Annotated in this window: 23 protein-coding genes and 1 tRNA gene; 16 read left to right on the top strand and 8 right to left on the bottom strand. The window is 68.0% G+C overall.

Annotated elements, in window-relative coordinates; genetic code table 11:
- Positions 1–112: 112 nt before the first annotated feature.
- On the bottom strand, positions 113–598 hold the full coding sequence (locus tag E1H18_RS25505; RefSeq protein ID WP_172274815.1) for a hypothetical protein: 486 nt from the start codon (positions 596–598) through the stop codon (positions 113–115).
- A 2-nt stretch (positions 599–600) separates the two neighbouring features.
- Entirely contained in the window at positions 601–1125 is a 525-nt protein-coding gene (locus E1H18_RS25500; RefSeq protein ID WP_172274812.1) for a superoxide dismutase family protein, read from the bottom strand.
- Positions 1126–1250: 125 nt separating this feature from the next.
- On the opposite strand from E1H18_RS25500, the gene gyrA reads away from it, so the two are divergent.
- The 7 genes from gyrA to E1H18_RS25465 all read left to right on the top strand — a co-directional run bounded on the left by gyrA (position 1251) and on the right by E1H18_RS25465 (position 8648).
- Complete coding sequence (gene gyrA / locus E1H18_RS25495) at positions 1251–4007, top strand: DNA gyrase subunit A (RefSeq protein ID WP_172274809.1); 2757 nt, start codon at positions 1251–1253, stop codon at positions 4005–4007.
- A 26-nt stretch (positions 4008–4033) separates the two neighbouring features.
- Entirely contained in the window at positions 4034–4525 is a 492-nt protein-coding gene (gene coaD, locus E1H18_RS25490) for a pantetheine-phosphate adenylyltransferase (protein WP_172274806.1), read from the top strand.
- Between the two features lie 100 nt (positions 4526–4625).
- Complete coding sequence (locus tag E1H18_RS25485; RefSeq protein WP_241736203.1) at positions 4626–5741, top strand: metallophosphoesterase; 1116 nt, start codon at positions 4626–4628, stop codon at positions 5739–5741.
- 105 nt (positions 5742–5846) lie between these two features.
- The gene (locus tag E1H18_RS25480; RefSeq protein ID WP_172274800.1) at positions 5847–6662 is read left to right on the top strand and encodes a peptidylprolyl isomerase; all 816 of its coding nucleotides are present in this window, start codon (positions 5847–5849) and stop codon (positions 6660–6662) included.
- Positions 6663–6680: 18 nt separating this feature from the next.
- A complete protein-coding gene (locus E1H18_RS25475; RefSeq protein WP_172274797.1) occupies positions 6681–7520 on the top strand; it encodes a peptidylprolyl isomerase in 840 nt (279 codons plus the stop codon).
- A 94-nt stretch (positions 7521–7614) separates the two neighbouring features.
- Positions 7615–8082, top strand: a complete 468-nt coding sequence (locus tag E1H18_RS25470) for a peptidylprolyl isomerase (protein ID WP_172274794.1) — start codon at positions 7615–7617, stop codon at positions 8080–8082.
- Positions 8079–8648: a phosphohydrolase gene (locus E1H18_RS25465; RefSeq protein WP_172274792.1), complete on the top strand. Its 570-nt coding sequence runs from the start codon at positions 8079–8081 to the stop codon at positions 8646–8648. Before E1H18_RS25470 ends, E1H18_RS25465 begins: the two co-directional genes overlap by 4 nt.
- Here the strand turns inward: E1H18_RS25465 and E1H18_RS25460 are convergent.
- Both E1H18_RS25460 and E1H18_RS25455 read right to left on the bottom strand, forming a co-directional pair.
- On the bottom strand, positions 8629–9606 hold the full coding sequence (locus tag E1H18_RS25460; protein ID WP_172274789.1) for an endonuclease/exonuclease/phosphatase family protein: 978 nt from the start codon (positions 9604–9606) through the stop codon (positions 8629–8631). The genes E1H18_RS25465 and E1H18_RS25460 overlap by 20 nt on opposite strands.
- 39 nt (positions 9607–9645) lie before the next feature.
- Entirely contained in the window at positions 9646–10248 is a 603-nt protein-coding gene (locus tag E1H18_RS25455) for a hypothetical protein (RefSeq protein ID WP_172274786.1), read from the bottom strand.
- 125 nt (positions 10249–10373) lie between these two features.
- On the opposite strand from E1H18_RS25455, the gene queA reads away from it, so the two are divergent.
- Together queA and tgt are read left to right on the top strand one after the other, a co-directional pair.
- A complete protein-coding gene (queA, locus tag E1H18_RS25450) occupies positions 10374–11474 on the top strand; it encodes a tRNA preQ1(34) S-adenosylmethionine ribosyltransferase-isomerase QueA (RefSeq protein WP_172274784.1) in 1101 nt (366 codons plus the stop codon).
- Positions 11474–12592: a tRNA guanosine(34) transglycosylase Tgt gene (gene tgt, locus E1H18_RS25445; protein WP_172274781.1), complete on the top strand. Its 1119-nt coding sequence runs from the start codon at positions 11474–11476 to the stop codon at positions 12590–12592. The genes queA and tgt overlap by 1 nt, the downstream gene beginning before the upstream one ends.
- Here tgt and E1H18_RS25440 read toward each other — a convergent pair.
- Complete coding sequence (locus E1H18_RS25440; RefSeq protein WP_172274779.1) at positions 12589–13326, bottom strand: hypothetical protein; 738 nt, start codon at positions 13324–13326, stop codon at positions 12589–12591. The genes tgt and E1H18_RS25440 overlap by 4 nt on opposite strands.
- A gap of 127 nt (positions 13327–13453) precedes the next feature.
- Between E1H18_RS25440 and E1H18_RS25435 the strand changes: the two genes are divergently transcribed.
- The 5 genes from E1H18_RS25435 (at position 13454) to E1H18_RS25415 (ending at position 16977) form a co-directional block, all read left to right on the top strand.
- Positions 13454–13528 (top strand) — tRNA-Lys (locus E1H18_RS25435).
- Positions 13529–13775: 247 nt separating this feature from the next.
- The gene (gene cysT, locus E1H18_RS25430; RefSeq protein ID WP_172274776.1) at positions 13776–14645 is read left to right on the top strand and encodes a sulfate ABC transporter permease subunit CysT; all 870 of its coding nucleotides are present in this window, start codon (positions 13776–13778) and stop codon (positions 14643–14645) included.
- The gene (gene cysW / locus E1H18_RS25425; protein ID WP_172274773.1) at positions 14645–15499 is read left to right on the top strand and encodes a sulfate ABC transporter permease subunit CysW; all 855 of its coding nucleotides are present in this window, start codon (positions 14645–14647) and stop codon (positions 15497–15499) included. Before cysT ends, cysW begins: the two co-directional genes overlap by 1 nt.
- Positions 15500–15517: 18 nt before the next feature.
- Positions 15518–16537, top strand: a complete 1020-nt coding sequence (locus tag E1H18_RS25420; protein ID WP_172274770.1) for a sulfate/molybdate ABC transporter ATP-binding protein — start codon at positions 15518–15520, stop codon at positions 16535–16537.
- An 83-nt stretch (positions 16538–16620) separates the two neighbouring features.
- The gene (locus tag E1H18_RS25415) at positions 16621–16977 is read left to right on the top strand and encodes a PilZ domain-containing protein (protein WP_172274767.1); all 357 of its coding nucleotides are present in this window, start codon (positions 16621–16623) and stop codon (positions 16975–16977) included.
- Positions 16978–16980: 3 nt separating this feature from the next.
- On the opposite strand, the gene E1H18_RS25410 is transcribed toward E1H18_RS25415, so the two are convergent.
- Genes E1H18_RS25410 through E1H18_RS25400 form a run of 3 tightly spaced genes read right to left on the bottom strand, consistent with a single transcriptional unit; the run spans position 16981 to position 20446 of the window.
- A complete protein-coding gene (locus E1H18_RS25410; RefSeq protein ID WP_172274765.1) occupies positions 16981–17961 on the bottom strand; it encodes a transglutaminase family protein in 981 nt (326 codons plus the stop codon).
- Positions 17962–17972: 11 nt separating this feature from the next.
- Positions 17973–18920, bottom strand: a complete 948-nt coding sequence (locus E1H18_RS25405; RefSeq protein WP_172274762.1) for an alpha-E domain-containing protein — start codon at positions 18918–18920, stop codon at positions 17973–17975.
- The gene (locus E1H18_RS25400; RefSeq protein WP_172274836.1) at positions 18917–20446 is read right to left on the bottom strand and encodes a circularly permuted type 2 ATP-grasp protein; all 1530 of its coding nucleotides are present in this window, start codon (positions 20444–20446) and stop codon (positions 18917–18919) included. The genes E1H18_RS25405 and E1H18_RS25400 overlap by 4 nt, the downstream gene beginning before the upstream one ends.
- A 280-nt stretch (positions 20447–20726) precedes the next feature.
- On the opposite strand from E1H18_RS25400, the gene E1H18_RS25395 reads away from it, so the two are divergent.
- Positions 20727–22511, top strand: coding sequence for an autotransporter assembly complex family protein (locus tag E1H18_RS25395; RefSeq protein ID WP_172274834.1), 1785 nt, complete (start codon positions 20727–20729; stop codon positions 22509–22511).
- Positions 22512–22534: 23 nt separating this feature from the next.
- Positions 22535–26707, top strand: a complete 4173-nt coding sequence (locus E1H18_RS25390) for a translocation/assembly module TamB domain-containing protein (RefSeq protein WP_172274831.1) — start codon at positions 22535–22537, stop codon at positions 26705–26707.
- Positions 26708–26713 lie beyond the last annotated feature (6 nt).

Raw genomic sequence — 26713 nt, 5'->3', positions numbered from 1 at the left:
GGGCATTGTGATGGATGTTCATCCGGGGGCTTCCGGCTCTGGAAGTGGAGTGTCGCAACCCCAGCTTCGTTCAAGCCCGCCTCCGGGTGAACAACCTTCATAGCTTCGACACCTAGCGCCCGGGGCATTCCTTGGCTGGCGAGCGGCGCAGGAGGGCTGGCGTCGCCGGGACCTCGCTCTGGCCGCCGTCGTCGGCATAGACGCCTGTCAGCAGCTTGCCCTTGACCCCCAGCGTCTGGCCAGCCTGCGGGCGGATCAGGAAGAGGTCGTTCAGGTCGCCCAGGTGCTCGACGCTGACGAAGCCGGCGCCGACCGTGGCGTAGCCCTTGATCCCGCCGGCCGTGCGCTCGAGCACCCAGCCGGGCGGCTTGCGGCAGATGGAAATGAGCTCCGCGCCGGTCAGCTGGAGGTCGAAGGACTGCAGATTTTGTTCAGCGTTCGCCGGCGTCCAGGCCAGCGTGACCAGTTCCGTCGCCGGCTGAGCAGGTGCGACAGGTGGTTTGGCGTCCTTGCCAGCGTCTTGAGCCGGCTTGGAGTCATGGCAGGCGGCCGTCGCGGCCAGCGTGAGAGCGAGAAGCGACAGCCGCCAGATGCGCATGACTACTTGATCACGCCGCAAGCGGCGCGGGCGCCGGCGCCGCCGATCGGCTGGCTCTTGTGGTCGTCGGGGCTGGCGTGGACGACGACCGAGCTGCCGTCCGCGTCCAGCAGGGCGGGGCGGCCGCCGGCGCCCTTCAGCGACACCAGGGTGGAGTAGACCTCGGCCGTCGCTGCGCCGTCGGCATGGGCGAAGATGTTGGGCAGGTCGCCATTGTCGTTGGCGTCGGGGTTCAGCAGGCCGTGCACGACCTTCTCGGTGGTGTGGACGTGGGCGCCGGCCGAGGTGAAGGCGGGGGCGCCGCAATCGCCCTTCTCGTGGAAGTGAATGGCGTGCCAGCCGGGCGTCAGGCCCTTCAGCTCCAGCTTCAGCAGAACGCCGTGCGGGGCTTCGGTCAGGGTGATGACGCCGGCGTCCTTGCCGTCGCCCGTCTTGACGGAGGCGGTCGCAGTGGTCTGGGCCAGGGCCGGGGCGGCCATCAGGACGGCGGCAAGGCCGAGCGCGGTCGCGGCGGGGAGGCTACGCATGCGGAATTCCTTCTCTAGTCAAGCGAACGATGGGGACGAAACGCCTGGGAAGGTGGCGCCATCTCCTTCGAAATGCTAACGGTTTTCAACGGTTCCGTGTCCGATTCTGACGGCGAAAAATCCCCTTGAGCGACGATCAAAACACCATCCCTCCTGAAGCTCCGGGCGGGGATGTCGCACCGATCAATATCGAGGACGAACTGCGTCGTTCGTATCTCGATTACGCCATGAGCGTCATCGTCAGCCGCGCCCTGCCGGACGCGCGCGACGGTCTCAAACCGGTTCACCGCCGGGTGCTGTTCTCGATGCACGAGCAGGGCCAGACGCCCGAGCGGTCCTACGTCAAGTCGGCCCGCGTGGTCGGTGACGTCATGGGTAAGTATCACCCGCACGGCGACGCCTCGATCTATTTCACCCTGGTCCGCATGACCCAGTCGTTCTCGATGGGCCTGGTGCTGATCGACGGCCAGGGCAACTTCGGTTCGGTCGACGGCGATATGCCGGCCGCCATGCGTTACACCGAGTGCCGCATGGCCCCGCCGGCCATGTCGCTGCTGGCCGACCTGGACAAGAACACGGTCGACTTCGCCGACAACTACGACGGCAAGGAGCAGGAACCGACCGTCCTGCCATCGCGGATCCCCAACCTGCTGGTCAACGGCGCGGGCGGCATCGCCGTCGGCATGGCGACCAATATCCCGCCGCACAATCTGGGCGAAATCATCGACGCCTGCCTGCTGCTGATCGACGACCCGGAGGTCACGACCGATCAGTTGCTGGACCTGGTGCCCGGCCCCGACTTCCCGACCGGCGGCGAGATCATCGGCCGCGCGGGTCCGCGCCAGGCGCTGCTGACGGGCCGCGGCTCGGTCATCATGCGCGGCGTCGCCACCGTCGACGAGATCCGCGCCGGCCGCGAAGCCATCATCATCACCGAGATCCCGTATCAGGTGAACAAGGCCAACCTGGTCGAGTACATCGCCGAGCTGGTTCGCGACAAAAAGATCGAGGGCGTCGCCGACATCCGCGACGAGTCCAACCGCGAAGGCATGCGCATCGTCGTCGAGCTGAAGCGCGACGCCTCGGGCGAAGTGATCCTGAACCAGCTGTACCGCTTTACGGCGCTGCAAAGCTCGTTCGGCGTCAACATGCTGGCGCTGAACCGCGGTCGTCCCGAGCAGATGGGCCTGCACAAGCTGCTGCAGCTGTTCGTCGAGTTCCGCGAGGAAGTCGTCGTCCGCCGGACCAAGTTCGAACTGGGCAAGGCCCGCGATCGCGGCCACGTGCTGGTCGGCCTGACCATCGCCGTCGCCAATATCGACGAGTTCATCCACATCATCCGCTCGTCCAAGGATCCGACCGAGGCCCGCGAGCGCCTGGTGGCCAGGGCTTGGCCGGCCGGCGACATGCTGCCGCTGGTCGAGCTGATCGCCGACCCGCGCACCGTGCAGGAAGACGGCGGCCTGATCCGTCTGACCGACGAGCAGGCCCGCGCCATCCTGGCCCTGACCCTGTCGCGTCTGACGGGCCTGGGCCGTGACGAGATCGGCAACGAAGCCGCCGCCCTGGCCGACGCCATCCGCGGCTATCTGGAGTTGCTGTCGGACCGCGCCAACATCATGGCGGTGGTCCGTCAGGAGCTGGTCGAGGTGCGCGAAAAGTTCGCCATCCCGCGCCGCAGCCAGATGGTCGACGGCGAAGCCGATGTGGAAGATGAAGACCTGATCGTCCGCGAGGACATGGTCATCACCGTCACCATGGGCGGCTACGTCAAGCGCACGCCGCTGGCCAACTACCGCACCCAGCATCGGGGCGGGAAGGGCAAGTCGGGCATGGCGACCAAGACCGAGGACGCGGTCACTCGCGTGTTCTCGGCCTCGACCCACGCGCCGCTGCTGTTCTTCACCTCGGGCGGCAAGGTCTACAAGCTGAAGGTTTGGCGCCTGCCGCAGGGCGTCGCCAATTCGCGCGGCAAGGCGTTCGTCAACCTTCTGCCGATCGAGCCGGGCGAAACCATCACCTCGATCCTGGCTCTGCCGGAGGACGAGGCGACCTGGGGCGCTCTGGACGTGATGTTTGCCACCCGCTCGGGCAGCGTACGTCGCAACAAGCTCTCCGACTTCGTGGACGTCCGCCGCAACGGCAAGATCGCCATGAAGCTGGACGAAGGCGACGGCATTGTCGGCGTGTCCGTCTGCAACGCCGAACAGGACGTGCTGCTGACCACGGCTGCCGGCCGCTGTATCCGCTTCTCGGTCGACGAGGTGCGCGTGTTCGCCAGCCGTGATTCGACCGGTGTGCGCGGCGTGAAGCTGGCGGGCGACGACACCGTCATCTCGATGGCCGTTCTGCGCAGCGTGGCGGCCACTCCGGCCGAACGCGCCGCCTATCTCAAGCACCAGCGCGCCATGCTGCGCGCCGCGGGCGAAGAGGGCGATGACGCTCCCGTCGCCGTGGAAGAGGGCGAAGAGGACGGCGACGAAACCACCCTGACGCCGGAACGCATCGCCGAACTGGGCGCGGCCGAGGAAATCCTGCTGACCGTGTCGTCGGAGGGCTTCGGCAAGCGCACCAGCGCCTACGACTTCCGTCGCACCGGTCGCGGCGGCCAGGGCCTGGCCGCGCAGGATCTGAGCAAGCGTGGCGGTCGTCTGGTGGGCTCGTTCCCGATCGACGAGACCGACCAGATCCTGCTGGTCACCGACGCGGGTCAACTCATCCGGGTGCCCGTCTCGCAAATTCGTGTTGCAGCGCGGAATACTCAGGGCGTAACCATCTTCCGCACCGCGCAGGACGAGCATGTCGTCAGCGTCGAGCGTCTCGCCGATTCCGGCGGCGACGATAACCAAGGCGAGGACAGCGGGGCGGACGAGACCCCGTAACCCTCAAACCTAAAGTAGGGGGCTGCATGCGGGTTGGGCTTTATCCGGGGACCTTCGATCCGGTCACCAACGGTCACCTCGACATCATCGGTCGGGCCGTAAAGCTGGTCGACAAGCTGGTGATCGGCGTCGCTGTGAACAGCGGCAAGGGTCCTCTGTTCTCGCTGGACGAGCGAGTCGCCATCCTGGAGCAGGAGACGGCGCACCTGACCAAGATCGCCCAGATCGAGGTCCGGCCGTTCGAGAGCCTGCTGATGCACTTTGCTCGCGAAGTGAACGCCCAGATGATCGTGCGCGGCCTGCGCGCCGTGGCCGACTTCGAATACGAATTCCAGATGACGGCGATGAACCAGCAGCTGGATCGCGAGATCGAGACCGTCTTCCTGATGGCCGATCCGCGCCACCAGGCGATCGCCTCGCGCCTGGTCAAGGAAATCGCTACGCTGGGCGGCGATATCGGCAAGTTCGTGCCCGCCGGCGTGGCCGAGCAGCTGCTGGCCAAGGTGGGCAAGGGCTAGGCGGCGCCCGCCGGTCAAAGGTTCACAATTGCGTCGTATGGCCTGCGCTTCAGTTATCGGGAGTGCGCGGATGAAGACCCTTGGGCGTTTGGGAGCCGGCTTGGCTCTGAGCTTGGCGCTGGCTGCAACGGCGACCGCCGCGCTGGCCGAGGTCTTCACCGTGGCCGTCGTTTCTGACACCCAGAACTATTCGGACATCACTCTGCCGCAGCCGCGCGGGGCCAACACCTTCGAGCAGCAGATGCGCTATCTGGCGGACACCCGCCAGGAGAAGAACCTGGCCTTTGTCACCTTCGTCGGCGACCTCGTCCAGCACGGCGACGGCCAGTTCCGCCGCGCCCGTCCGGACGCCGTAGGCCAGTACGAGACGTTCGACACCCGCCAGGAGTGGGACATCGCCCACCGCGCCGTCTCGATCCTGGGCGCGAGCGGCGTGCCGTTCGGCATGGTGCCGGGCAACCACGACTACGACAACTACAGCTACTGGCCGGAAGCGGGCCTGGGCCCGTCCAAGCCGCTGGCCGGCAGCCGGGCCTGGAGCTTCTATTTCGGTCCGCAGTCGCGCCACTTCGCCGGCAAGGCCTGGTACGGCGGCGCCTCGACGAACGGCATGAACAGCTTCCAGACCTTCACCGGCGGCGGCAAGCGCTTCCTGCACCTGTCGCTGGAGATGGAGCCCCCGCAGTCGGCGCTGGATTGGGCCCAGGGCGTGATCGACGCCCATCCGGGCCTGCCGGTCATGGTCACGACCCACGAGTGGCTGGAGCCCCGCAAGGCGCCGCGTTCGAACGGCCAGGCCTCCTACTTCCCCAATAGCGACCACCTGTCGCCCGACCAGGTCTGGGACCGCTTTATCCGCAAGAACGCGATGATCTTCATGGTCCTGTGCGGCCACGCCTACACGCCGGCGGTCGAGGGCAAGTCCGAAGGCGAGAACCTGCGGATCGACCGCAATGACGCCGGCCGGCCGGTCTACCAGCTGATCCAGGACTATCAGGGCAACACCATTGGCCCGGATGGCAAGCCCGACTCGGCCAATGGCGGCGCGGGCTGGATGCGGTTCATGACCTTCGACACCGAGGCCAAGAAGATCCGCTTCACCACCTATTCGACGCTGCTGGACCGCTATGCGGGCCGCAACGGCGAGTCGACCTTTGGCGGCGCGCCGTCGCTGTCGGAGTTCGAGCTGGATTTCCCGCCGCAGCTTACGAACTAAACCGCCCAGAAGCGGCCGGAATCATCAGCTTCAACAGTCGCCGCACTTGTCGGGGCGGTCGTGGCGTTCTACGCCGACCCCGACCTATTCTGTTCGGGGTATTCGATGAAGCTCGCCATGACCGCCGCCGTGCTGGCGCTCGCCGCCACCACGGCCTCGGCCCAGACCGCCGACTGGCGTACGCCCGACCCCAATAACGTCATCGTCGTCGAGACCAACAAGGGCCGGATCATCGCCGAGCTGAGCCCCGAGGCCGCTCCCGCCCATATCGAGCGCGTCCGTGGCCTGGTGAAGGCCGGCTTCTATGACGGCCTGACCTTCTTCCGGGTCATCGACGAGTTCATGGCCCAGACGGGCGATCCCCAGAACACCGGCATGGGCGGTTCCGATCAGCCCGACCTGAAGGCCGAGTTCAATTTCCGTCGCGGCGCAGAGCTGCCGCTGGGCGCGCCCTTCAAGGTCGGCTCCAACGAAACCGGCTGGATCGGCGCCTTGCCGGTGACCAGCCAGCCGGCGGCCCTGGCGGTGATGACCGCCGACCGCAAGGTGTCGACCTGGGGCAACTTCTGCTCGGGCACGCTGGGCATGGCCCGCGCCGGCGATCCCGACAGCGCCAACAGCCAGTTCTTCTTCATGCGCCAGCACAACGCGTCGCTGGACAAGGTCTACACCGCCTTCGGCCGCGTGCTGTCGGGTCAGGACGTCGTGCGCGCCATCAAGACCGGCGAGCCGGTTCCCGATCCGCAGGACAAGATGGTCAGCGTCAAGCTGCTGGCCGACCTGCCGGCCGACAAGCGCCCGTCGATCCAGGTGATGGATACGCGCTCGGCCGCTTTCCAGGCCCTGGTGGCCAAGCGTCAGGCCGAGGTCGGCGCAGCCTTCACCAACTGCGACGTCGAGATCCCCGTTCAAGTGAAGTAACTGATCAGGTGAAATGACATGATCCTCCGCGCGCTGCTGGCCGGGCTCAGCCTGGCGACGACCTCGGCTCCGGCGCTCGCGGCAGGGCCGGTCAAGCTCGTCGAAGCCGATTGGCGCACGCCGGCGCCGGACACGATCATGGTGATCGACACCAACAAGGGTCGGGTGCTGGTCGAGCTGGTCCCCGAGGTCGCGCCGAACCATGTCGCGCGCCTGCAGGACCTGACCCGTGTTGGCGTCTATGACGGCCGGACCTTCTTCCGGGTCATCGATCGCTTCATGGCCCAGACCGGCGACCCGACCAATACGGGCGAGGGCGGTTCGGATCGGCCTAACCTCAAGGCCGAGTTCACCTTCCGCCGCACTGCCGACACCGCCTTCGTTCCCATGGCCGCTCCGGCCGGGCTCGAGGTGGGCTTTATCAAGTCGCTGCCCGTGGCCAGTCAGGCCTGGAGCTGGAACGACGTGACCCCCGACCGCAAGGTCGCGGCCTGGGGGACCTATTGCTCCGGCGTGATCGGCATGGCTCGAGACGAGGATAACAACTCGGCCAACAGCCAGTTCTTCCTGATGCGCCAGCCCTATCCGTCGCTGGACAAGCGCTATACCGCCTTTGGCCGGGTGATCAGCGGCCTGGACGCGGTGCGCGCCATCAAGACCGGCGAGCCTGTCGCCGCGCCGCAGGACCAGATGCAGCGGGTGCGCCTGCTGTCGGACATTCCGGCCAGCCAGCGCCCTGCAGTTCGGGTGATCGACCCCAGGGGGCCATGGTTTGCGGCCGAGACCAAGCGGCTGCGGACTTTGAAGGGGGCCGACTTCTCGGTCTGCGACATCGACCTGCCGGTCGAGGTTCACTGAACCCATTACCGGTTTATCGCGTGACTTGGTTCACAGGCGGGCGTGAACCGCGCTAGAAGCGCGGTCACAACACTCGCATCCCCAAGGGAAGACCATGTCGGCTGACCTCGAAAACACCCTGATCCTGACCCTCGAGACCGGTCCGGTCACGATCAAGCTGCGTCCCGACCTGGCGCCGGGCCACGTCGCCCGCATCAAGGAACTGGTGCGCGAGGGCTTCTATGACGGCGTCGTCTTCCACCGCGTGATCCCGGGCTTCATGGCCCAGGGCGGCGATCCGTCGGGCACCGGCCGTGGCGGTTCGGACAAGCCGGACCTGAAGGCCGAGTTCAACGCCGAGCCGCACGTGCGCGGCGTCTGCTCGATGGCTCGCACCCCGAACCCCGACTCGGCCAACAGCCAGTTCTTCATCGTGTTCGACGACGCCACCTTCCTGGACAAGCAGTACACCGTCTGGGGCCAGGTGACCGAGGGCATGGACAATGTCGACGCCCTGCCGAAGGGCGAGCCGCCGCGCGCTCCGGGCAAGATCGTCAGCGCCAAGATCGCCGCCGACGCGTGACGCCTTCGCTGCGAGCCGCCTATGCGGAGCCTCGGCGCCGGTATCATACCCTGGCGCATATCGAGGACTGCCTGGCGCGGCTCGCGGCGGTTTCCGACCTGTCGGACCGCGATCGTGCGGTCCTGACGGCCGCCTTCTGGTGGCATGACGCGGTCTATGACCCGACGCGCGGCGACAACGAGGCGCTCAGCGCCGAACTGGCGGCCCGCGATCTTCCCGAACTCGGCTATGCGCCCGACGATATCGCCGAGGTCGAGCGCTTGATCCTGCTGACCAAGGGCCACCAGGTCCCGGAAGGCGATCCGCTCGGCGCGCTGATGGTGTCGATCGACCTGTCGATCCTGGCCGCCGATCCCGAAACCTACGACGCCTATGCCCGCGCCATCCGCGAGGAATACGGCCACGTGCCCGAGGACGTCTATCGTCCCGCCCGGGCCGCGGTGCTGGGTCATTTCCTGGCGGCGCCGGTGCTGTTTCCGGACGCCGACTTCGCCGCGCGTTTCGAGGGGCGGGCTCGCGCCAACCTGCGGCGCGAGATCGCTCAGCTTACCGGCGGCGCAGCGTAACCACCATCGGCCGGTGGTCCGAGCCCAGGGCCGGACCGCGCTCGATCTGCACCGCATGCCATTCCGAGCCGGCATAGACGTGGTCGATCGGCAGGAACGGGGCCGGGGCGGCCGCCACGCGCGAGAACTTGCCAGCGGGCCACGAGGGCAGGGCGCGGGTCCAGCGGCGCAGACCCAGGGCCTTGTCCTGGCGCTTCAGCGTGAACGACCACGGCGTGGAATTGAAATCGCCGGTCAGGATGGTGCTCTTCGTCCCGAACGGCTTCAGGGTCTCGACCAGCTTGCGCGACTGGGCCTGCTGCGGACCGGCGGGGATCGGCCAAGTGTAGTGCACGCCGGCGACCGTGAACGGGCCCTTGGGATCGGCCAGGGTCGCCCAGGCGCCCGACAGGTAGGGCTTGTCCATCGGCACGCTGCCGCGATCCAGCATCTTCTTGCGCGAGAAGATCCAGGTCTCGCAGCGGGCGGCCTTGTCGCACGAGGCGAACGGATAGTCCTCGCGCAGCGCCTTGATGACCGGCATGGCGTAGCCGCCGGCTTCCTCCAGGATCACCACGTCGGCGTCCTGAGCGCGGATCCACTCCAGGCTTTTCTCGGGCGTGCGGTTGTCGTGCCAGATGTTGAACTGGATGATCTTCAGGTCGCTGGCGGCGACCGTCGCCGGTTTAAATCGTGAGGCGGCGACCATCTCCGGCAGCATCAACACGGCGCAGGCGGCGATCGTCGCGCCGCCCAGTCCGACCATCACCCAGCGCTCGCCGCCGCGGGCGAAGACCGCCCCCAGCGCCGCCGCGCCGACGCCCATGGCCAGCCACAGCGGTGCGCCATGGGTGAAAGCGTCCAGCCGGTCGCTCCAGGCGCCGCCCAGGCAGGCGATGGCGAGGCCGCAGCCGACCAGGCCCAGCATCAGGGCGGTGCCACGCACCAGGAGACTCAGGAGCTGGACGATCAGGCGCATGAGCCGCCCATAACACGGCTCCGTAAAGGATGCTTCGCCCTACTCGCCGGGGTGGTGGAAGAAGCTGATATTGCGGATCCGCTCGGCGCCGATCTGCAGGGATCCGGTGAAGACGCGCTGCGCGCCGCCATTCGGACCCGCCGTCCGCGCGGCCTTGTAGGCCGCCAGATCGGGCGTCAGCTCCAGCACGACCTCACCCAGTTCCTGGGTGTTGGCGTGCAGGAACACCCGCTGGTCATCGATTTGATAGCTGTCAGGAACGAGGGTCAGGGTCGTCTGGTGGATGGTCTGCTCCAGCTCGTCCTTTTTCGCCGGACTGTCGATATTGGCGAAGATCAAGGTGATGGGCGGGTTTTTCGGGTCGCGCTTGCCCGCCTCCCAGGCCGCGAAGTCGGCAGGCTGGCCGACCGAGAGGTTCATCAGCCGCCAGCGAGCGACCTGGGCCTGGGTCTCCACGAAATAGAAGCCGACCAGCTCCAACGCCGGATCGTGCTGGAAGGCGGCAGGCGCTGGGGCGGGCGCGTCGACTGCCGTGGCGACGGTGCGCTCCTCGGCCGGCGCGGCAGGCGGCGTTTCCTTCTTGGCCTCGCAAGCGGTCAGCAGCAGCGGCAGCGCGAGCGCGGAAACGAGCAGGCGGTTCATAGCGATCTTCCCCCGAAGAATGGCGTTATGTGAAACTGTGCGCAACCCGTTCAGGTTGTCCATGGCGCTCGCCTGGCGGCGTATGTCTTGACCTGAACGGTCCATCGTGCGCTTGAAACGCGCCCATGCGCCTTTCCGACTTCGATTTCGACCTCCCCGAGGACCGCATCGCCCTGCGTCCGGCCGAGCCCCGCGACGCCGCGCGCTTCCTCGTGGTCCGCCCCGGCCAGCCCCTGGCTGACCATGTCGTGCGCGAGCTGCCCGACTTTCTCCAGGCGGGCGACGCCCTGGTCTTCAACGACACGCGTGTCATTCCCGCGCGTCTGGCCGGCCTGCGCGAAGGCCGCACGACCGGCGGGGCGGACGGCACGCCCGTGGCCGTCGAGGCGACCCTGCACCGCCGCGTCGCCCCTGATCGCTGGAGCGCCTTCATGCGTCCCGGCAAACGGTTGAAGGTCGGCGACCGCGTCGCCTTCGGGGCTCGCGATGATCGCGCGTGCGAAGCGGATCGCCTGGACGCCACGGTCGTCGAGAAGCACGAGGGCGGCGAGGTGCTGCTGGCCTTCGACGTCTCCGGCCTTGATCTCGACATCGGCATCGCTCGCCATGGCGACATGCCGCTGCCGCCTTATATCGCCGCCAAGCGGGGCGAAGACGCGCGCGACCGCGCCGACTACCAGACCGTCTACGCCCGCGAGGACGGCTCGGTGGCCGCTCCGACCGCCGGCCTGCACTTCACGCCCGACCTGCTGGCGGCGCTGAAGGCCAAGGGCGTGTCGCTGCATTTCGTGACCCTGCACGTGGGGGCGGGGACCTTCCTGCCGGTCAAGACCGACGACGTCTCCGACCACAAGATGCACGCCGAGTTCGGCGAGGTGACAGCTGAGGTCGCCGACGCCCTGAACGCCGTGCGCGCCGCCGGCGGCCGCATCGTCTGCGTCGGCACGACCAGCTTGCGCCTGCTGGAAAGCGCCACCGGGGAGGACCGCATCGTGCGGCCGTTCGCCGACGAGACGGCCATCTTCATCACGCCCGGTTACCGCTTCCGCGCCGCCGACATGCTGATGACCAACTTCCACCTGCCCAAGTCGACCCTGTTCATGTTGGTCAGCGCTTTCGCGGGCCAGGCGACCATGCGGGCGGCCTATGAGCACGCCGTGTCGACCGGCTATCGCTTCTATTCCTACGGCGACGGCAGCCTGCTGTTCAAAGACGAGAACTCCTGATGGCCGCGTTCCCCTTCGAGATCAAAGCCACCGAAGGCAAGGCCCGCACCGGCCTCCTGAAGACCCCGCGCGGCGACATCCGCACCCCGGCCTTCATGCCCGTGGGCACGGCCGCGACCGTCAAGGCGATGACCGTCGATCAGGTCAAGGACACCGGCGCCGACATCATCCTGGGCAATACCTATCACCTGATGCTTCGCCCCTCGGCCGAGCGGGTGCATCGCCTGGGCGGACTGCACAAGTTCATGCGCTGGGACAAACCGATCCTGACCGACAGCGGCGGCTTCCAGGTCATGAGCCTGTCGGGGATCAGCAAGCTGACCGAGGAGGCGGTGACCTTCTCCAGCCATATCGACGGCTCCAAGCATGTCTTGACCCCGGAGCGCTCGATCGAGATCCAGGCCGACCTGCTGGGCAGCGACATCGTCATGCAGCTGGACGAATGCGTTGCCTGGCCGGCCGAAGAGGCGAGGGCGCGCAAGGGCATGGAGCTGTCGGCCCGCTGGGCGGTGCGTTCCAAGACCGCCTTCGGGACCCGCGACACCCAGGCCTTGTTCGGCATCCAGCAGGGTTCGACCTTCGAGAACCTGCGCCGCGAGTCTTCGGATCGCCTGCGCGAGATCGGCTTCGACGGCTACGCCATCGGCGGCCTGGCGGTCGGCGAGGGGCACGAGGCGATGTGCGAGGTGCTGGACTACGCGCCCGGCATGCTGCCCGAGGACCGTCCGCGCTACCTGATGGGCGTGGGCAAGCCGATCGACCTTGTGGAAGCCGTGGCGCGTGGCGTCGACATGTTCGACTGCGTGCTGCCGACCCGCTCGGGCCGCCATGGCCAGGCCTGGACCTGGGACGGGCCGATCAACATCAAGAACGCCAAATATGCCGAGGACGAGTCACCCCTCGACCCGGACAGCGACTGCCCGGCCAGCCGGGACTATTCCAAGGCCTATCTGCGCCACCTGTTCAAGGCCGAGGAGATCCTGGGCCAGGTGCTGCTGTCCTGGCACAACATCGCCTTCTTCCAGGCCCTGACCGCCGCCATGCGCGCCGCGATCGCCGAAGGCCGCTTCGAACAGTTCCGCCGCGACTTCCGGGCTCGCCACCTCGCAAACGGCTAGTAGGCCGGTCCCTTCGGCACGCGCGGAGCTTCTTCCTTGACGATCGGGAAGCGGGGCCTCAGCGGGCCGTAGCGGTCGCGCGGCGGCGGCATGCCGGGTTCGACAACGACCGGCGCCGGCGGCGGCTTGTGCTGCGGCGTGGCGGGCGGATTGCAGCCCCGAGCCTCGCCCAGGCCCTTCAGATAGGCGCGGCGCACGGCGCCCGAGGCGACGGCGCTCTGCACCAGACGATCGTGGCGCTCGGCCCCGGTCAGCTTCCGCACCCAGCCCCGCATGGGGATCAGCCCCTGAGCCGTGGTGGCCACCGCGCCCAGGGCCGCCCCGCCGGCCGCCTTGCGCCCGCGGTCCAGAAGATCCTCATCCTCGGTCGGCGGATTCTGGTCGATGTCCTCGCCCAAGGCGACGTCCAGCGGCTGGATCAGGGCGATCAGCGTCTTGCAGCTGGCTTCGGTCGGCCGCTGATACGGATCGTCCATCGCTTCCAGCAGCACGCGCGGGATCTTGGTGCGGACCAGATTCACGTCGCGCAGCGGCGCGCTCATGGCTCCGGTGATTCCCTCGCGATTGGCTTCCGAGGTCGATCTGATTCGGCCGTCGTCGGTCGGTTCGACCGGATAATCGTCGCGTTGCTGAGGCGGCGCGCCCAGCAAAGGCGGCGGCTGCTGCGGCTTCGCGAAGGCCGCGGAAGCCAGGGTCGCGCCGCAAACGGCCGCCAAAAGCAAGGTTCTACGCATGTCCTACCCTAACCCACCCACAGCTTTACCGTCATCCTTCTGAAAAACGGCGAAACCGTGCTTGCGACGCGGAAAGCCCCCGACTATGGTCCGCGCCGCTTCCCCCGGTACCCGCCGGATCGAGAGCGGGCCGGTAGCTCAGTGGTAGAGCATTCGACTTTTAATCGAATGGTCGTGGGTTCGAACCCCACCCGGCCTACCATTTCAAACCTCTGATCTTGCAGAGGTTCTGCGGCGAAGATACGCCGCCTTCCACCCTATTCTCCGGCCTCGAGCGGCATGCAGAGTTTTTCTGTCGCTCCGCCCGACGTTTCTCCGTTGCCCCATCGCCAGGCTAGAGATTTAAGCGGCTCAGTTTCAGCGCCGCTGGCGACCGATCGGGCGTCCGTGCGTTTCAACCTTTGCCTTGAGCCAACTGGCGAGCCCGGACCCAGGACGACGATCAGACGATGACCGCCGACACCGCCGCCATCCGGGCTAGCGCGCCATCGCGGCGGCCGCTGTTTCGCCGTCGCTCGGCCATTCCCGGCTTTGGACTGACGATGGGCGTTACGCTCAGCGTGCTGTCGCTGATCGTGCTGATCCCGCTGTCGGCCGTGGCCATCAAGGCCGCCGAGCTGTCGCCGTCAGAGTTCTGGGCCGTGGCTTTTTCCGAGCGCGCGATGGCCGCCTATCGCCTGACCTTCGGGGCGGCGTTCGTCGCGGCCGTGGTCAATGGCGTGTTCGGCGTGCTGACCGCCTGGGTGCTGGTGCGCTACGAGTTTCCCGGCAAGACCCTGGTCAACGCCCTGGTCGATCTGCCGTTCGCCCTGCCCACGGCCGTGGCCGGCATCGCCCTGGCGACGCTGTACGCGCCCAATGGCTGGATCGGGCAGTTCCTGACGCCGCTGGGCGTCAAGGCCGCCTACAACGCGGTGGGCGTGGTCATCGCCCTGACCTTCATCGGTTTGCCGTTCGTGGTCCGCACCATCGAGCCTGTCCTGCGCGACGCCGCCGACGACGTCGAGGAGGCCGCCGCCAGCCTGGGCGCGAACCGCATCGACACCATCCTCCGGGTGATCCTGCCCGCGCTGGCGCCTGCGTGGCTGACCGGCTTCGCCCTGGCCTTCGCGCGGGGCGTGGGCGAGTACGGCTCGGTGATCTTCATCGCCGGCAACATGCCCTACAAGTCCGAGATCGCGCCGCTGCTGATCATCATCCAGCTGGAGCAGTTCGAGTACGCGCGGGCCGCGACGATCGCCGTGGTCATGCTGGCGGTGTCGTTCACGATGCTGCTGGTCATCAACGCCATCCAGGCTTGGTCGCGGAGGTTCGACTGATGAGCGCCGCTCCGTCCCGTAGCCGGCGCGCCACCGACGATCCGGCCTGGGCCAAGGCCCTGGTTATCGGCGTGGTGCTGGTCTTCCTGGCGCTGGTCCTGATCGTGCCGCTGGCGGCCGTGTTCGCCGAAGCCCTGCGCCGGGGTCTGGACGCGGCTCTGGTCGCGGTCAACAATCCCGACGCCCTGGCCGCCGTGAAGCTGACCCTGCTGACCGCCGCCATCGCCGTGCCGTTCAACGCCGTCTTCGGCCTGTGCGCCAGCTGGGCGATCGCCAAGCACGAGTTCCGCGGCAAGCCGCTGCTGATCACCCTGATCGACCTGCCGTTCTCGGTCTCGCCCGTCGTGGCGGGTCTGATCTACGTGTTGATCTTCGGCATGCAGGGGTGGTTTGGCGAATGGCTGGTCGACAACGACATCAAGGTCATTTTCGCCGTGCCTGGCATCGTGCTGGCCACCGTGTTCGTGACCTTCCCGTTCGTGGCCCGCGAGCTGATCCCGCTGATGCAGGAGCAGGGGACCAGCGAGGAAGAGGCGGCCATCTCGATGGGCGCCTCGGGCCTCTACACCTTCTGGCGGGTGACCGCGCCGAACGTCCGCTGGGGCCTGATGTACGGCGTGCTGCTGTCCAACGCCCGCGCCATGGGCGAGTTCGGGGCGGTGTCGGTGGTCAGCGGCCATATCCGCGGCCTGACCAACACCATGCCGCTGCACGTCGAGATCCTCTACAACGAGTACGACTTCGTCGGCGCCTTCGCCGTCGCGGCCCTGCTGTGCCTGCTGGCCGTGGTGACCCTGGTGCTGAAGACGGCGGTCGAGGCTGCCCAGCCCCGCACCGGGCGCGGCGGACACTGAACGGATTCAAGGCCTTCCATGACCATCTCCATCCGCTCTGTCGACAAGAAGTTCGGTCGCTACCCGGCCCTCAACAAGGTCGATCTCGAGATCGCCGACGGTGAGCTGCTGGCGCTGCTGGGGCCGTCGGGCTCGGGCAAGACGACGCTGCTGCGCACGATCGCTGGGTTGGAATTTCCCGACGCAGGCCAGGTGTTGTTCCACGGCCAGGACGTGACCTTCGCCTCGGCGGCCGCACGCCGCGTGGGGTTCGTCTTCCAGCAGTATGCGCTGTTCAAGCACATGACCGTGGCCAAGAACATCGCGTTCGGCCTGGACGTGCGCAAGGGCAAGGACAAGCCGTCCAAGATCGAGATCGAGAAGCGGGTCGACGAGCTTCTCAAGCTGGTCGAGCTGGATGGTCTGGGCAAGCGCTACCCCTCGCAGCTATCGGGCGGCCAGCGTCAGCGCGTGGCGCTGTCGCGCGCCCTGGCCGTGCAGCCCAGCGTGCTGCTGCTGGACGAGCCGTTCGGCGCCCTGGACGCCACGGTCCGCAAGTCGCTGCGCAAGGAGCTGCGCCGCGTGCACGACGCCACCGGCGTCACCACCATCTTCGTGACCCACGACCAAGAGGAGGCCCTGGAGCTGGCCGACCGCGTGGCCATCCTCAACAAGGGCCAGATCGAGCAGGTCGGCACGCCCGACCAGGTCCATGACCAGCCCCAGACGGCCTTTGTCTGCGGCTTCGTCGGTGAGGCCAATAGCTTCGAAGGCCAGGTTGCTGGCGGGCAATTCACCGCCGGCGCCCTGCGTCTGCCGGCCGCGGGCGTGCGCGACGGCGCGGCGACGGCCTATGTCCGCCCGCACGACTTCGTGCTGGATGAGACTGGCTTCGAGGTCAGGGTCGAGCGCGCCCACGTGCAGGGTCCGCTGACCGCCGTCAGCGCCGCCACCCTGGACGGTCACCCGCTGGAGATCAGCGCTTCGCGCGCCGAGGCTGCTCTTTTCCAGGGCGCGGTGAAGATCGCCGCGCGCAAAACGCACGTTTACGCCGTGTAAGGCGCTTTCTGTTAAGCACGCTCCGGATCAAATGCGTCCTAAACTAGAATCCGTGACGCGCTGACCGGGAGTTCTGAAGTCGAATGTCCATGATCGAGCCTTCGGGCGCGGAGCGTCGCGTACATCCTCGGATGCCCGCGGCCCGCAAGATCTACATCGTCGACGATCCGCGCTCGTGGAAGTGCTCGCTGCTGGACATCGCCGAGCGCGGCGCGCGCCTGTCGACCTCGGGGATCGCCACGCCGCCGGACAAGTTCATCTTCGTCGACGCGGGCGGCCGCCGGGTTCACCTGGCCGAGGTCGTCTGGCGTTCTGGCGCTGAAGCCGGCGTGCAGTTCCTCAAGACCGAGCGCATCGGTCCTCGTGCGGGCGGCGCCGCCGGCGCGCTGGACATCGCGCGTCGCTTCGCCGCCAATCTGCCGCCCGAGATCCTGCAGTAGGGGTTACTGCTGCTGTTGTTGCTGCTGCTGGTGCAGGTCCTCGCGCAGGGCGGCGTCGGGGCGGCGGCGACCACCCGCGAAGCTGGGGCGGGCCATGCGCAGGAATTCCGGTTCCGCCACGGCCGCGCGCGCCCGGCGCACGGTGACGCCGACCGCCAGCTGGCTTTCCGTATCGCCCTTGTAGACCCCGCGTGAGGGGGTGACGTCGGCATAGTCACGGCCGACGGCCACGGCGACGTGACGCTCGCCGGTCATCATGTTGTTGGTCGGATCGAAGCCCACCCAGCGCAGGCTGGGCAGGAAGACCTCGACCCAGGCGTGGGTTGCGTCGGGATCGGAGCGGTCGCCGGCCTCGCGGTCGGTGAACAGATAGCCCGAGACATAGCGCGCCGGCACGCCCCAGCTGCGGCAGACCGCCAGCATGATATGGGCGAAGTCCTGGCAGACGCCGCGCCCGGCGCTGAGCGCGAGATCGATCGGGCTATCGGCGTCCGTCACCCCCGGCTGATACTCGAAGGCCTTGTAGATCGTCTCTGACAGCAGGCGCACCGCGGTCAGCGGATCACGGCGCTTGAGCGCCTCCAGATCGTGCTCGTTGATGAAGGTCTGCAATGCGTCGGTGGTCTGGACGAAGCCGTGCGGACGCAGGAAGTCGAAGCATTCGCCGCGGACGAACTCGCTGCGCAGCCGGTCCCACTCGCCGGTGTCCAGATGGGCTGGTCGATCGGCCGGAGCCTCGGTCTCGACCGCTGAGCGGGCGATGATGGTCAGCTTGTCGTGCGGCTGGGGCACGTCGAAGTGATAGACGGCGTTGCCGAAGCTGTCGGCGTACGAGAACACCTGAGCGGCCGGCTCCAGGTCCAGCTCGAAGCTGACCAGGCGCTGGCGGGCGGTCTTCTGGGGCTGCATCCACAGCTCCATCAGGCTTTCCCGGACCGGGCGCTCGTAGTGGTATTGGGTGACGTGGCGGATTTCGAGCAGCACTGCGTGATGTCCTAGGCCGGGAGGCGCGTTTCGAGCGGATAGGCCACGAAGGTCTCGTAGATCGCTTCGTGGATGCGCGCGCATTCGTTGACGACGGTGGTCAGCAGCGGGCCGGCGCCGACGGCTTCCAGCTCATCGACGTCGGCGAACTGCAGGCGGGCCTTCAGGCGTCCGGCCAGACGTTCGGGCGCGGCGCTTTCGCCGGCGAACACCCGGCGGGCGAGGGCCGTCAGGTGCTGCTCGATCTGGCTGGTGGCGAAGCGGATCGAGCGCGGGAAGTCTTCGTCGAAGACCAGGAATTCCAGGATGTGCCGCGGCTCGATCTCGGCCGTGTAGGCGCGCAGGTAGGGCTCCAGGGCGCAGGCCATGCGCAGCACGCTGACCAGGGCCACATGGTCGTCGAGCGGACCGCGCTGGGGCGTCTCGGCGAAGCACACCTCCAACAGGCGCGAGACCAGCTGGGCGCGCTCCATGTAGATGCCCAGCATCATGAACCGCCAGTTCTCGCCGTGGCTCATGGTGGTGTCGGCTGCGCCCTTGAACAGGTGCAGGTCGGCGATCACGTCGTGCAGGAAGTTGGCCGAGCCGTCCGAGAACTCCTTGCCGGCCTTGGCGTCGGTGACCTTCAGATACAGCAGGTTCAGCCGCTCCCAGGTCTCGGTGGTGATCTGGTCGCGGACCTGGCGCGCGTTCTCGCGGGCCCGCGCCAGCGACGACACCACCGAGTTCGGATCCTGGCGATCCAGCACCAGGGCCTCGGCGGCCTCGAACGAACCGATGTCGATGCCGTCGCCCGGCTCGCCGACGGCGGCCATGGCGATCCACACGGCCTGAGCCCCCGAATCCGTCTGGTCCAGGGTGGCGTTCAGCATCACCGAGGACAGGCGCGACAGGTGCTCGGCCCGTTCGATGTATCGGCCCAGCCAGTAAAGGCTGTCGGCTACGCGCGCGAGCATCATGGGCGGGCGCTCCCGTTCGCATGGCCATTGGAGCCGTTATGGCCGTTCTCGTCCGCCAGCACCCAGGTGTCCTTCGAACCGCCGCCCTGGCTGGAATTGACCACCAGCGAGCCGCGCTTCAGCGCCACGCGGGTCAGGGCGCCGGGCGTCACCACCGTCTTCTCGCCCGACAGGATGAAGGGGCGCAGGTCAACGTGGCGCGGCTCGATGCGGCCGTCGACCAGGCAGGGCGCAGTTGACAGCTGGATGGTCGGCTGGGCGATGTAGTTCTCGGGATCGGCCTTGATCGCCTGGGCGAAGTCGTCGCGTTCCTTCTGGCTGGCGTGGGGGCCGACCAGCATGCCGTAGCCGCCTGAGGCCCCAACGGCCTTGACCACGTACTTGTCGAGATTGTCGAGCACGTGGCTCAGCTGCCGGGCCTCGCGGCACAGGAAGGTCTCGATATTGGGCAGGATGGCGTCCTCGCCCAGATAGTAGCGGATGATGTCGGGGACATAGGCGTAGACGGCCTTGTCGTCGGCGACGCCGGTGCCCGGCGCGTTGCAGATCACGACATTGCCGGCGCGGTAGGCGTTGAACAGGCCCGCGGCCCCCAGCGACGAATCGCGGCGGAAGGTGAGAGGGTCGATGAAGTCGTCGTCCACCCGGCGATAGATCACGTCGATGCGACGGATGCCGGTCGTGGTGCGCATGTAGACCATGTTCTCGTGCACGACGAGATCGCGGCCCTCGACCAGCGGCACGCCCATCAGGCGGGCCAGATAGGCGTGTTCGTAGTAGGCGCTGTTGTAGACGCCGGGGGTCAGCACCACGACCTGCGGGTCGTTGCGCCAGTCGGCGGCCATGCTCTTCAGCGTCGACAGCAGCAGGTCCGGATAGCGCTCGACCGGGCGCACCCCGGCGGCGCGATAGGTGCCGGGGAAGGTGCGCTTGGCCGCATCGCGGTTGGCCAGCATGTACGAGACGCCGGACGGGACGCGCAGATTGTCCTCCAGCACGGCGAATTCGCCGTTCTGCTGGCGGATCAGGTCGCTGCCGCAGACGTTCGCATAGGCCTTATGCGGCACGTAGAGGTGCTGCATTTCGCGGCGATACGACGGCGCGCCCAGCACCAGTTCGCGCGGTACGACCCCGTCCATCAGGATCTGCTGATCGCCATAGATGTCGGCCAGGAACAGGTTCAGCGCCTGCAGCCGCTGGATCAGGCCGGCCTCGATCCGACGCCACTCGTCGGCCGGAATGATGCGCGGGAAAAGGTCGGTCGGAATGATCCGCTCGGTGGTGTTCTCGGCCCCGTAGACGGTGAAGGTGATGCCCTGCAGCAGGAACGAGCGCTCCAGCGTGCGCTGGCGGCCGGCCAGTTCCTCGGCGCCCAGCGTCGACATCCGGCCGTGCAGCGGGTCGTAATGGCGACGAACATCGCCTTCCGCCGTGAACATCTCGTCATACGCCACGCCGGGCAGATAGGCCGCATCCATCATCGGCAGGGGCGGCGCATCCGCTTGGGTTGGTGTCTTTGCCGCCACGCTCTTGTCCACGCCCATATTCCGCCTTGAGACCTATATTTAAGTCATTGGACGCGCTGGCCGAAGCGATCGCGTCCAATCGAACTTAGAGCGTCCTGCACGTCGAAAGCGACGGATTCGACCGTCGCCGCACGATTGCGCATGGCTGCTCATGATTTGGGCGCCGTTCGCCCCGTTTGCTAAGCGCAGCTTGTGGGCAGTTCGTTGCATTTCGATGCGTGACACCAGCGGCGCCCCGGACTACAGCAAGGGCGGGGGCGCTTCGCGCGGGGAACGTAATTTGGTGCTTGGGCGGACCACCCTGGCCTTGACTGCTGTGATGTGGCTGACCGCCACGATCGCTTGGGCCGACGAGCCGATGGCCCAGATCCAAGGCGTCGAGGACAAAGCCCTGCGCGACGCCATCCAGCGCGCCCTGACCCAATCCAAGACCTCTCCCCAGAGCCGCGCCGAGGCCCGACGCCGCGCCCGCCAGGCCGGCGAGGACGCAATCGCCGTCCTGCGCTCCGAAGGCTACTACGGCTACACGGTCGAACCCGACGTCCTGGACGGCGAGCCGCCACGCGCCGTGGTCAAGATCACGCCGGGCCCGGTCTTCACCCTTGCCGACCCCCGTATCGACTGGTCCGGCGCGCCGCCCGACGAGGGCGTGCGCCAGCGCGCCGCCGTCGCCATGCGTCTGACCGTCGGCGAGCCCGGTCGTTCGGCCGATGTGGTCGGCGCCGAGGGGCGCGTCGTCGCCCAGGTCGCCAAGCTTGGTTACGCCGACGCCATGGCCGAACCGCGTGAGGTCATCGTCGACCACGCCGACAACACCGTGCGTCCGGCGTTCAAGATCTCGTCCGGCGAGCTGGTGCATCTGGACGGCGTCGAGGTGGTCACCAAGGGGCGCACGAACCCCGACTGGATCCTGCACCTGACCCCGTGGAAGGAAGGCGACGTCTACGATCCCGAGGACGTCGCCGAGCTGGAGCGCCGGCTGCGCGACACCGCCGTCTATGATTCGATTTCGGTGTCGCTGGCCGGTCCCGACAAGGCGACGCCCCAGGGCCTGCGGCCGGTCGTCGTCACCCTGTCGGATCGCAAGTCCCGCACCATTGAAGTCGGCGCGGGCTTCTCGACCAGCGAAGGCGCTGGCGTGGACACCCGCTGGATCCGCTACAATCGCCTGAAGCGCGCCGACACTACCACCTATGCCGTCCGTTTCGCCAAGCTGGAGCAGCGGGTGGGAGCGGAGATTTCGCTGCCCCATTGGCGGCGGCCGCAACAGACCTTGAAGCTGAACAGCGCTCTGTTCCGCAACGATACCGACGCCTACAACGAAACCGGCGCGACCGTCGGCGTCGATCTGACCCGGCGTCGTCAGACCACGGCCTACCGCACCTTCGGCGTTTCGCTGGACCTGTCGCAGACCAAGGATCAGATCGCCCGCAGTGGCGGCCTGGCGGGGCGCAAGCTGAACCTGGCCACCTTCGCCGGTCTGGCGGCCTACGCCTGGGACTTCTCGGACAACATCCTGGATCCCAAGCGCGGCTGGCGCCTCGAGGCTCGCGGCGAGCCGACCTATGTCGTCGGCGACACGACCCTGCCTTATCTGAAGCTGACCACCCAGGGCTCGGCCTATCTGCCGTTGGGGCGTCAGGCCAGCACGGTCCTGGCCGGCCGCCTGAAGCTGGGCGCCATCCTGGGCGGCGGCATTCCCGACATCCCGGCGGCGCGGCGATTCTATGCCGGCGGCGGCGGATCGGTGCGCGGCTATGCCTATCAGGCCATCGGCCCGCGCCTGACCGACAACACGCCGCAAGGCGGCGTCTCCCTGGTCGAGACCTCATTCGAGCTGCGCCAGAAAATCACGTCGAAGTGGAGCGGCGTGGCCTTCATCGACGCCGGCGCCATCAGCACCCAGGAAATGCCCCAGAGCCAGGACTTCCGCGCCGGCGCGGGCCTGGGCATTCGCTATGATCTCGGTTTCGGCCCGATCCGCGCCGACGTCGCCGTGCCGCTGGGCCGCCGCAAGGGCGACCCGGCCTTCCAGGTTTATCTCAGCATCGGGCAGAGCTTTTGAGCGGCGAGCAGGACAAGCCTGACCTGACAGAGTCGGTCGCCCAGGCCGCCGAGGCGACGGGGGAAGCCGCGGTCAAGGTCGCCAAGAAGATCGGCTGGGGCGGCGCGCTGCTGATCGCCGCCGCGATCCTGGCTGGCATCCTGATCGTCATGGCCGGCGGCCTGCGCTTTGCGCCGATCACGCCGCAGGGCCGCATGTTCCTGGAGGCCCGCGCCTCGGGCCTGAAGCTGGGCCGGATCGGCAAGCTGCATATCGAAGGCCTGTCGGGCGACATCTGGAAGGATTTCGGCGTTCGCCGCCTGACCATCTCCGACGAGAAGGGCGTCTGGCTGGAGGCCCACGACGTGCGCGTGGCCTGGCGTCCGACCGAGCTGTTCGGCCGCCGTTTCCACGCCGAGCGCATCGACGCCCGCGACGTCATCGTGCTGCGCCGCCCGACCATGGGACCCAAAGGCAAGTCCAGCGCCGCCCCCGTTTCGGTCGATCTCGACGCTTTCGCCCTGCGTCTGGTCACCCGACCGGCGTTCAGTGGCCGCGATGGGGACTTCGACGTCACCGGCGCCTATGAGATGGCCCGACAAGGCGGCCAGAAGGGCAATCTGGCGGTAAAGTCGCGCCTGCACGCTGGCGACCACGTCAACCTCGACTTCGACCTGGGGCGCTCCAAGAGCCTGCATCTGCTGGCCGACGCCACCGAGGCCAATGGCGGCGCCATCGCTGGCGCCCTTGGCTTGCCCGCCGACCGGCCGTTCGATCTGAAGGCCAAGGCCGACGGGACCATGAGCCGCGCCGCCTTCGACGTCATCGCGCGCTCGGGGAACACCACGCCGCTGGAGGCCAAGGGCGCCTGGACGGAGCAGGGCGGTTCCGCCCGCGGCCGGATGGACCTGACCGCCTCGACCCTGACCCGCTACCCGGCCAAGATCTTCGGTCCGCAGGCCGAGTTCACCCTGGACGGCAAGAAGGCGACCCAGGACGGCCTGTCGGCCTTGACCCTGAACGTGCAGGCCGAGAACCTGACGCTGCAGGCTGACGGTCTGGCGGATCTGGCCAAGAAGCGCACCGGCCCGGATGGCCTGAATTTCACGGCCCGCATCGGCCAGCTGAAGCGCATCGTCACCATTCCGCAGATGGGGCAAGGCCTGGCTGACGGGGTCTTCCGGCTGGAGGATGGCGGCTTTTCGGTCGAGGGCGACGCCGACGTCGCCGATCTGGAGCTGATGGGCTACCGCCTCAAGCGTCTGAAGGGACCGGTCAAGGTTCGCCTGGCCAAGGGCGAGCTGGACATCAGCGCCCAGGCCGCGGGCGCGGGCGGCGGCGGAACGGGCCTGCTGGCTGTGCTGGGCTCGAGCCCGAAGGCGACCTTCGAGGGCGCGCGGGTCAAGGGCGGCCAGTTCCTGATCAAGTCGGCCCGCGTCGACGCCCCCAATCTGGTGGTGACCGGCAAGGGCGAGCGCGGCGTGCTGGGCGGCCTGTCATTCAACGGCGAGATGCGCGTGGCGAGCCTTGGTCCCGTGCGGCAGGGCGCCAAGGGCTCAGTGACCGCCAAGTGGACCGCCAACAGCTTCGCCAATCGCCCCTGGAGCTTCACCGTCGATAGCCGCGCAGCCAATTTCGCCACCGGCTTTGCCGAGATCGACCGTCTGCTGGGCGCAACGCCGCGTCTGAACGCCAAGGCCGGCTGGAACAACGGCGTGCTGAGCGTCGCCGATGGTCAGCTGATCGGCGCCAACGCCAACCTCAAGTCCTCGGGCAAGATGATCGCCCAGGGCCTGGGCCTGGACTTCAAGCTGGACTGGACGGCCACGGGCCCGTTCAGCGCCGGCCCGGTCGAGGTCGCCGGCAAGGCGGCGGGCGACGGCCATGTCGGCGGCACGCTGTCGGCCCCGAAGGCCGAGCTGAAGGCCGACTTCGACAGTATCGACCTGCCCAAGCTGCCGCTGACCAAGGCGCATCTGACCCTGACCTTCGCCCGCGGTCCCAACGCCACGGACGGGGTCGCGGCGCTGCAGGCCGACAGCACCTATGGTCCGGCGCGCGGCCGCTCGGCCTTCCGCTTCTCGCAGGGCGGCATCGAACTCTCGGAGCTGGACGTCGACGCTGGCGGGGCCAAGGCCAAGGGGGCGGTCTCCCTGCGCAACGGCATGCCGGCGACGGCCGATCTGACCGTGGCCGTCGGCCCCGGCGCCTTCCTGCCGCAGGGCCAGGTCAAGGGCGCGGCCAAGCTGGTCGATGCGCCCGGCGGCGGTTCTGCGGTCGCGATTCTCGACCTGACCGCCGAGGACGTGGCGTTCGGGGCCTGGAAGGTGCGCTCGGCGCGGATCAAGGCTGACGGCCCGCTGACGCGCCTGCCGCTGTCCATCGACGCGCGGGGCGACGCGCCCGGCGGGCGCTGGCGCATCGGCGGCTCTGGCGCCCTGGCCCAGACGGGCAAGGTCTATGACCTGTCTCTCGACGCCGCTGGCCGCATGGGCCGCACCGAAATCAAGACGCGCGAGACCGCCAAGGTCCGCTTCGGCGACGGCCCGACCCAGGCCCGTCTGCGCCTGGCCATCGACAAGGGCCGCGCCGACATCGACGCCGATTTGGGCGGTGCGACGGCGATGCTGAAGGCGCAACTGGCCGGGGTGGCGATCTCCGCCTTCAATCCCGATCTGGACGGCGACATCGACGGGTCGTTCAACCTGCGCGGCCAGGGCGAGAGCCTGGCCGGCGACTTCGACATGCGTCTGGCCAACGCCCGCGAGCGGGGGGCCAAGATCGAGCAGTCCCTGAACGCCAAGGTCCATGGCGAACTCTCCGATACCCGCCTGACCATCGTCGCGGACGGCGACAACAGCCAGGGCCTCAAGGCCGAAGCCAACCTGACCCTGCCGGTCGAGGCCTCGGCCAAGCCGCTGCGGCTGGTGATCGACAAGAAGCGCGGCGTGAATGGCCAGTTCATGGCCCAGGGCGAGATCAAGCCGCTCTGGAACCTCTTGATGGGCGCCGATCGCTCGCTGTCGGGCAAGATCAACCTGCAGGCCAGCCTGGGCGGCACCCTGGCCGACCCGCGTCTGATCGGTCAGGCGACCCTGGATCGGGGCGGCTTCGAGGACGGCCAGACGGGTCTGAAGCTGCGCAACGTCACCCTCCGCGCGGCCTTGGCCGACAACGCCATCGACGTCAGCCAGGCCATCGGCGAGGACGGGCAGGGCGGTTCGGTTTCGGGCGCGGGACGCATCAGCCTGGCCCGCGACGGGATCGGCAACTTCAAGCTCGACATGAAGAGCTTCCGCCTGATCGACAACGATCTGGCCTCGGCCGTGGCGACCGGCCAGGCCAGCGTCAACCGCTCGGCCGACGGCAAGATCAAGCTGTCGGGGGCGGTGACCATCGACCGCGCCGACGTCTCGGCCCAGAGCAAGACCCCGGTCGGCGTCGTGGCCATGGACGTCATCGAGCGCAACCGGCCGCAGGACCTGGACCAGGGCCTGCAGCGCCGCCCGACCACCGGCGGCATGATCCTGGACCTGGATCTCAAGGCCGCCCGCCGGGTGTTCGTGCGTGGCCGGGGCCTGGACGTGGAGCTGTCGCTGGACGCTCACGTCGGCGGCACCTCGCTGGCCCCGGTCCTGGGCGGCACCGCCCGGGTCGTGCGTGGCGAGTACGACTTCGCCGGCAAGCGCTTCGAGTTCGACGACGACGGCGTCGTGTATCTGTCGACCCAGCTGGATCGTATCCGCCTGGACCTGTCGGCGACGCGCGAGGACGCCTCGCTGACCGCCGTTGTGCGGATCCTGGGCACGGCCGCCAAGCCGGAGATCACCCTGACCTCGCGGCCCGAACTACCCAGCGACGAGGTTCTGAGCCAGGTGCTGTTCGGATCATCGGCCGCCCAGCTGTCGCCGATCGAGGCCGCGCAGCTGGCCTCGGCCCTGGCCGCCATGGCCGGCGGCGGCGGCTTCGACGTGATCGGCAACCTGCGCAGCTTCGCGCGCCTGGATCGCCTGGCCTTTGCCGAGAGCGCTACCGGCATGACGGTGTCTGGCGGCAAGTACGTGACCGACGACGTCTATCTCGAGATCATCGGTGGTGGCCGCGAAGGGCCGGCGGCGCAGGTCGAGTGGCGCGTGCGCCGGACCCTGTCGCTGGTGTCCAGAATCGGCGGCCAGAACGACGCGAAGCTTTCCGTCCGCTGGAGGAAAGACTACTAAGGACGC

Source organism: Caulobacter sp. RHG1, from assembly GCF_013181195.1.
In the GTDB taxonomy this organism is placed as follows: Bacteria; Pseudomonadota; Alphaproteobacteria; order Caulobacterales; family Caulobacteraceae; genus Caulobacter.
This window is presented reverse-complemented; position numbering and strand designations above follow the sequence as displayed.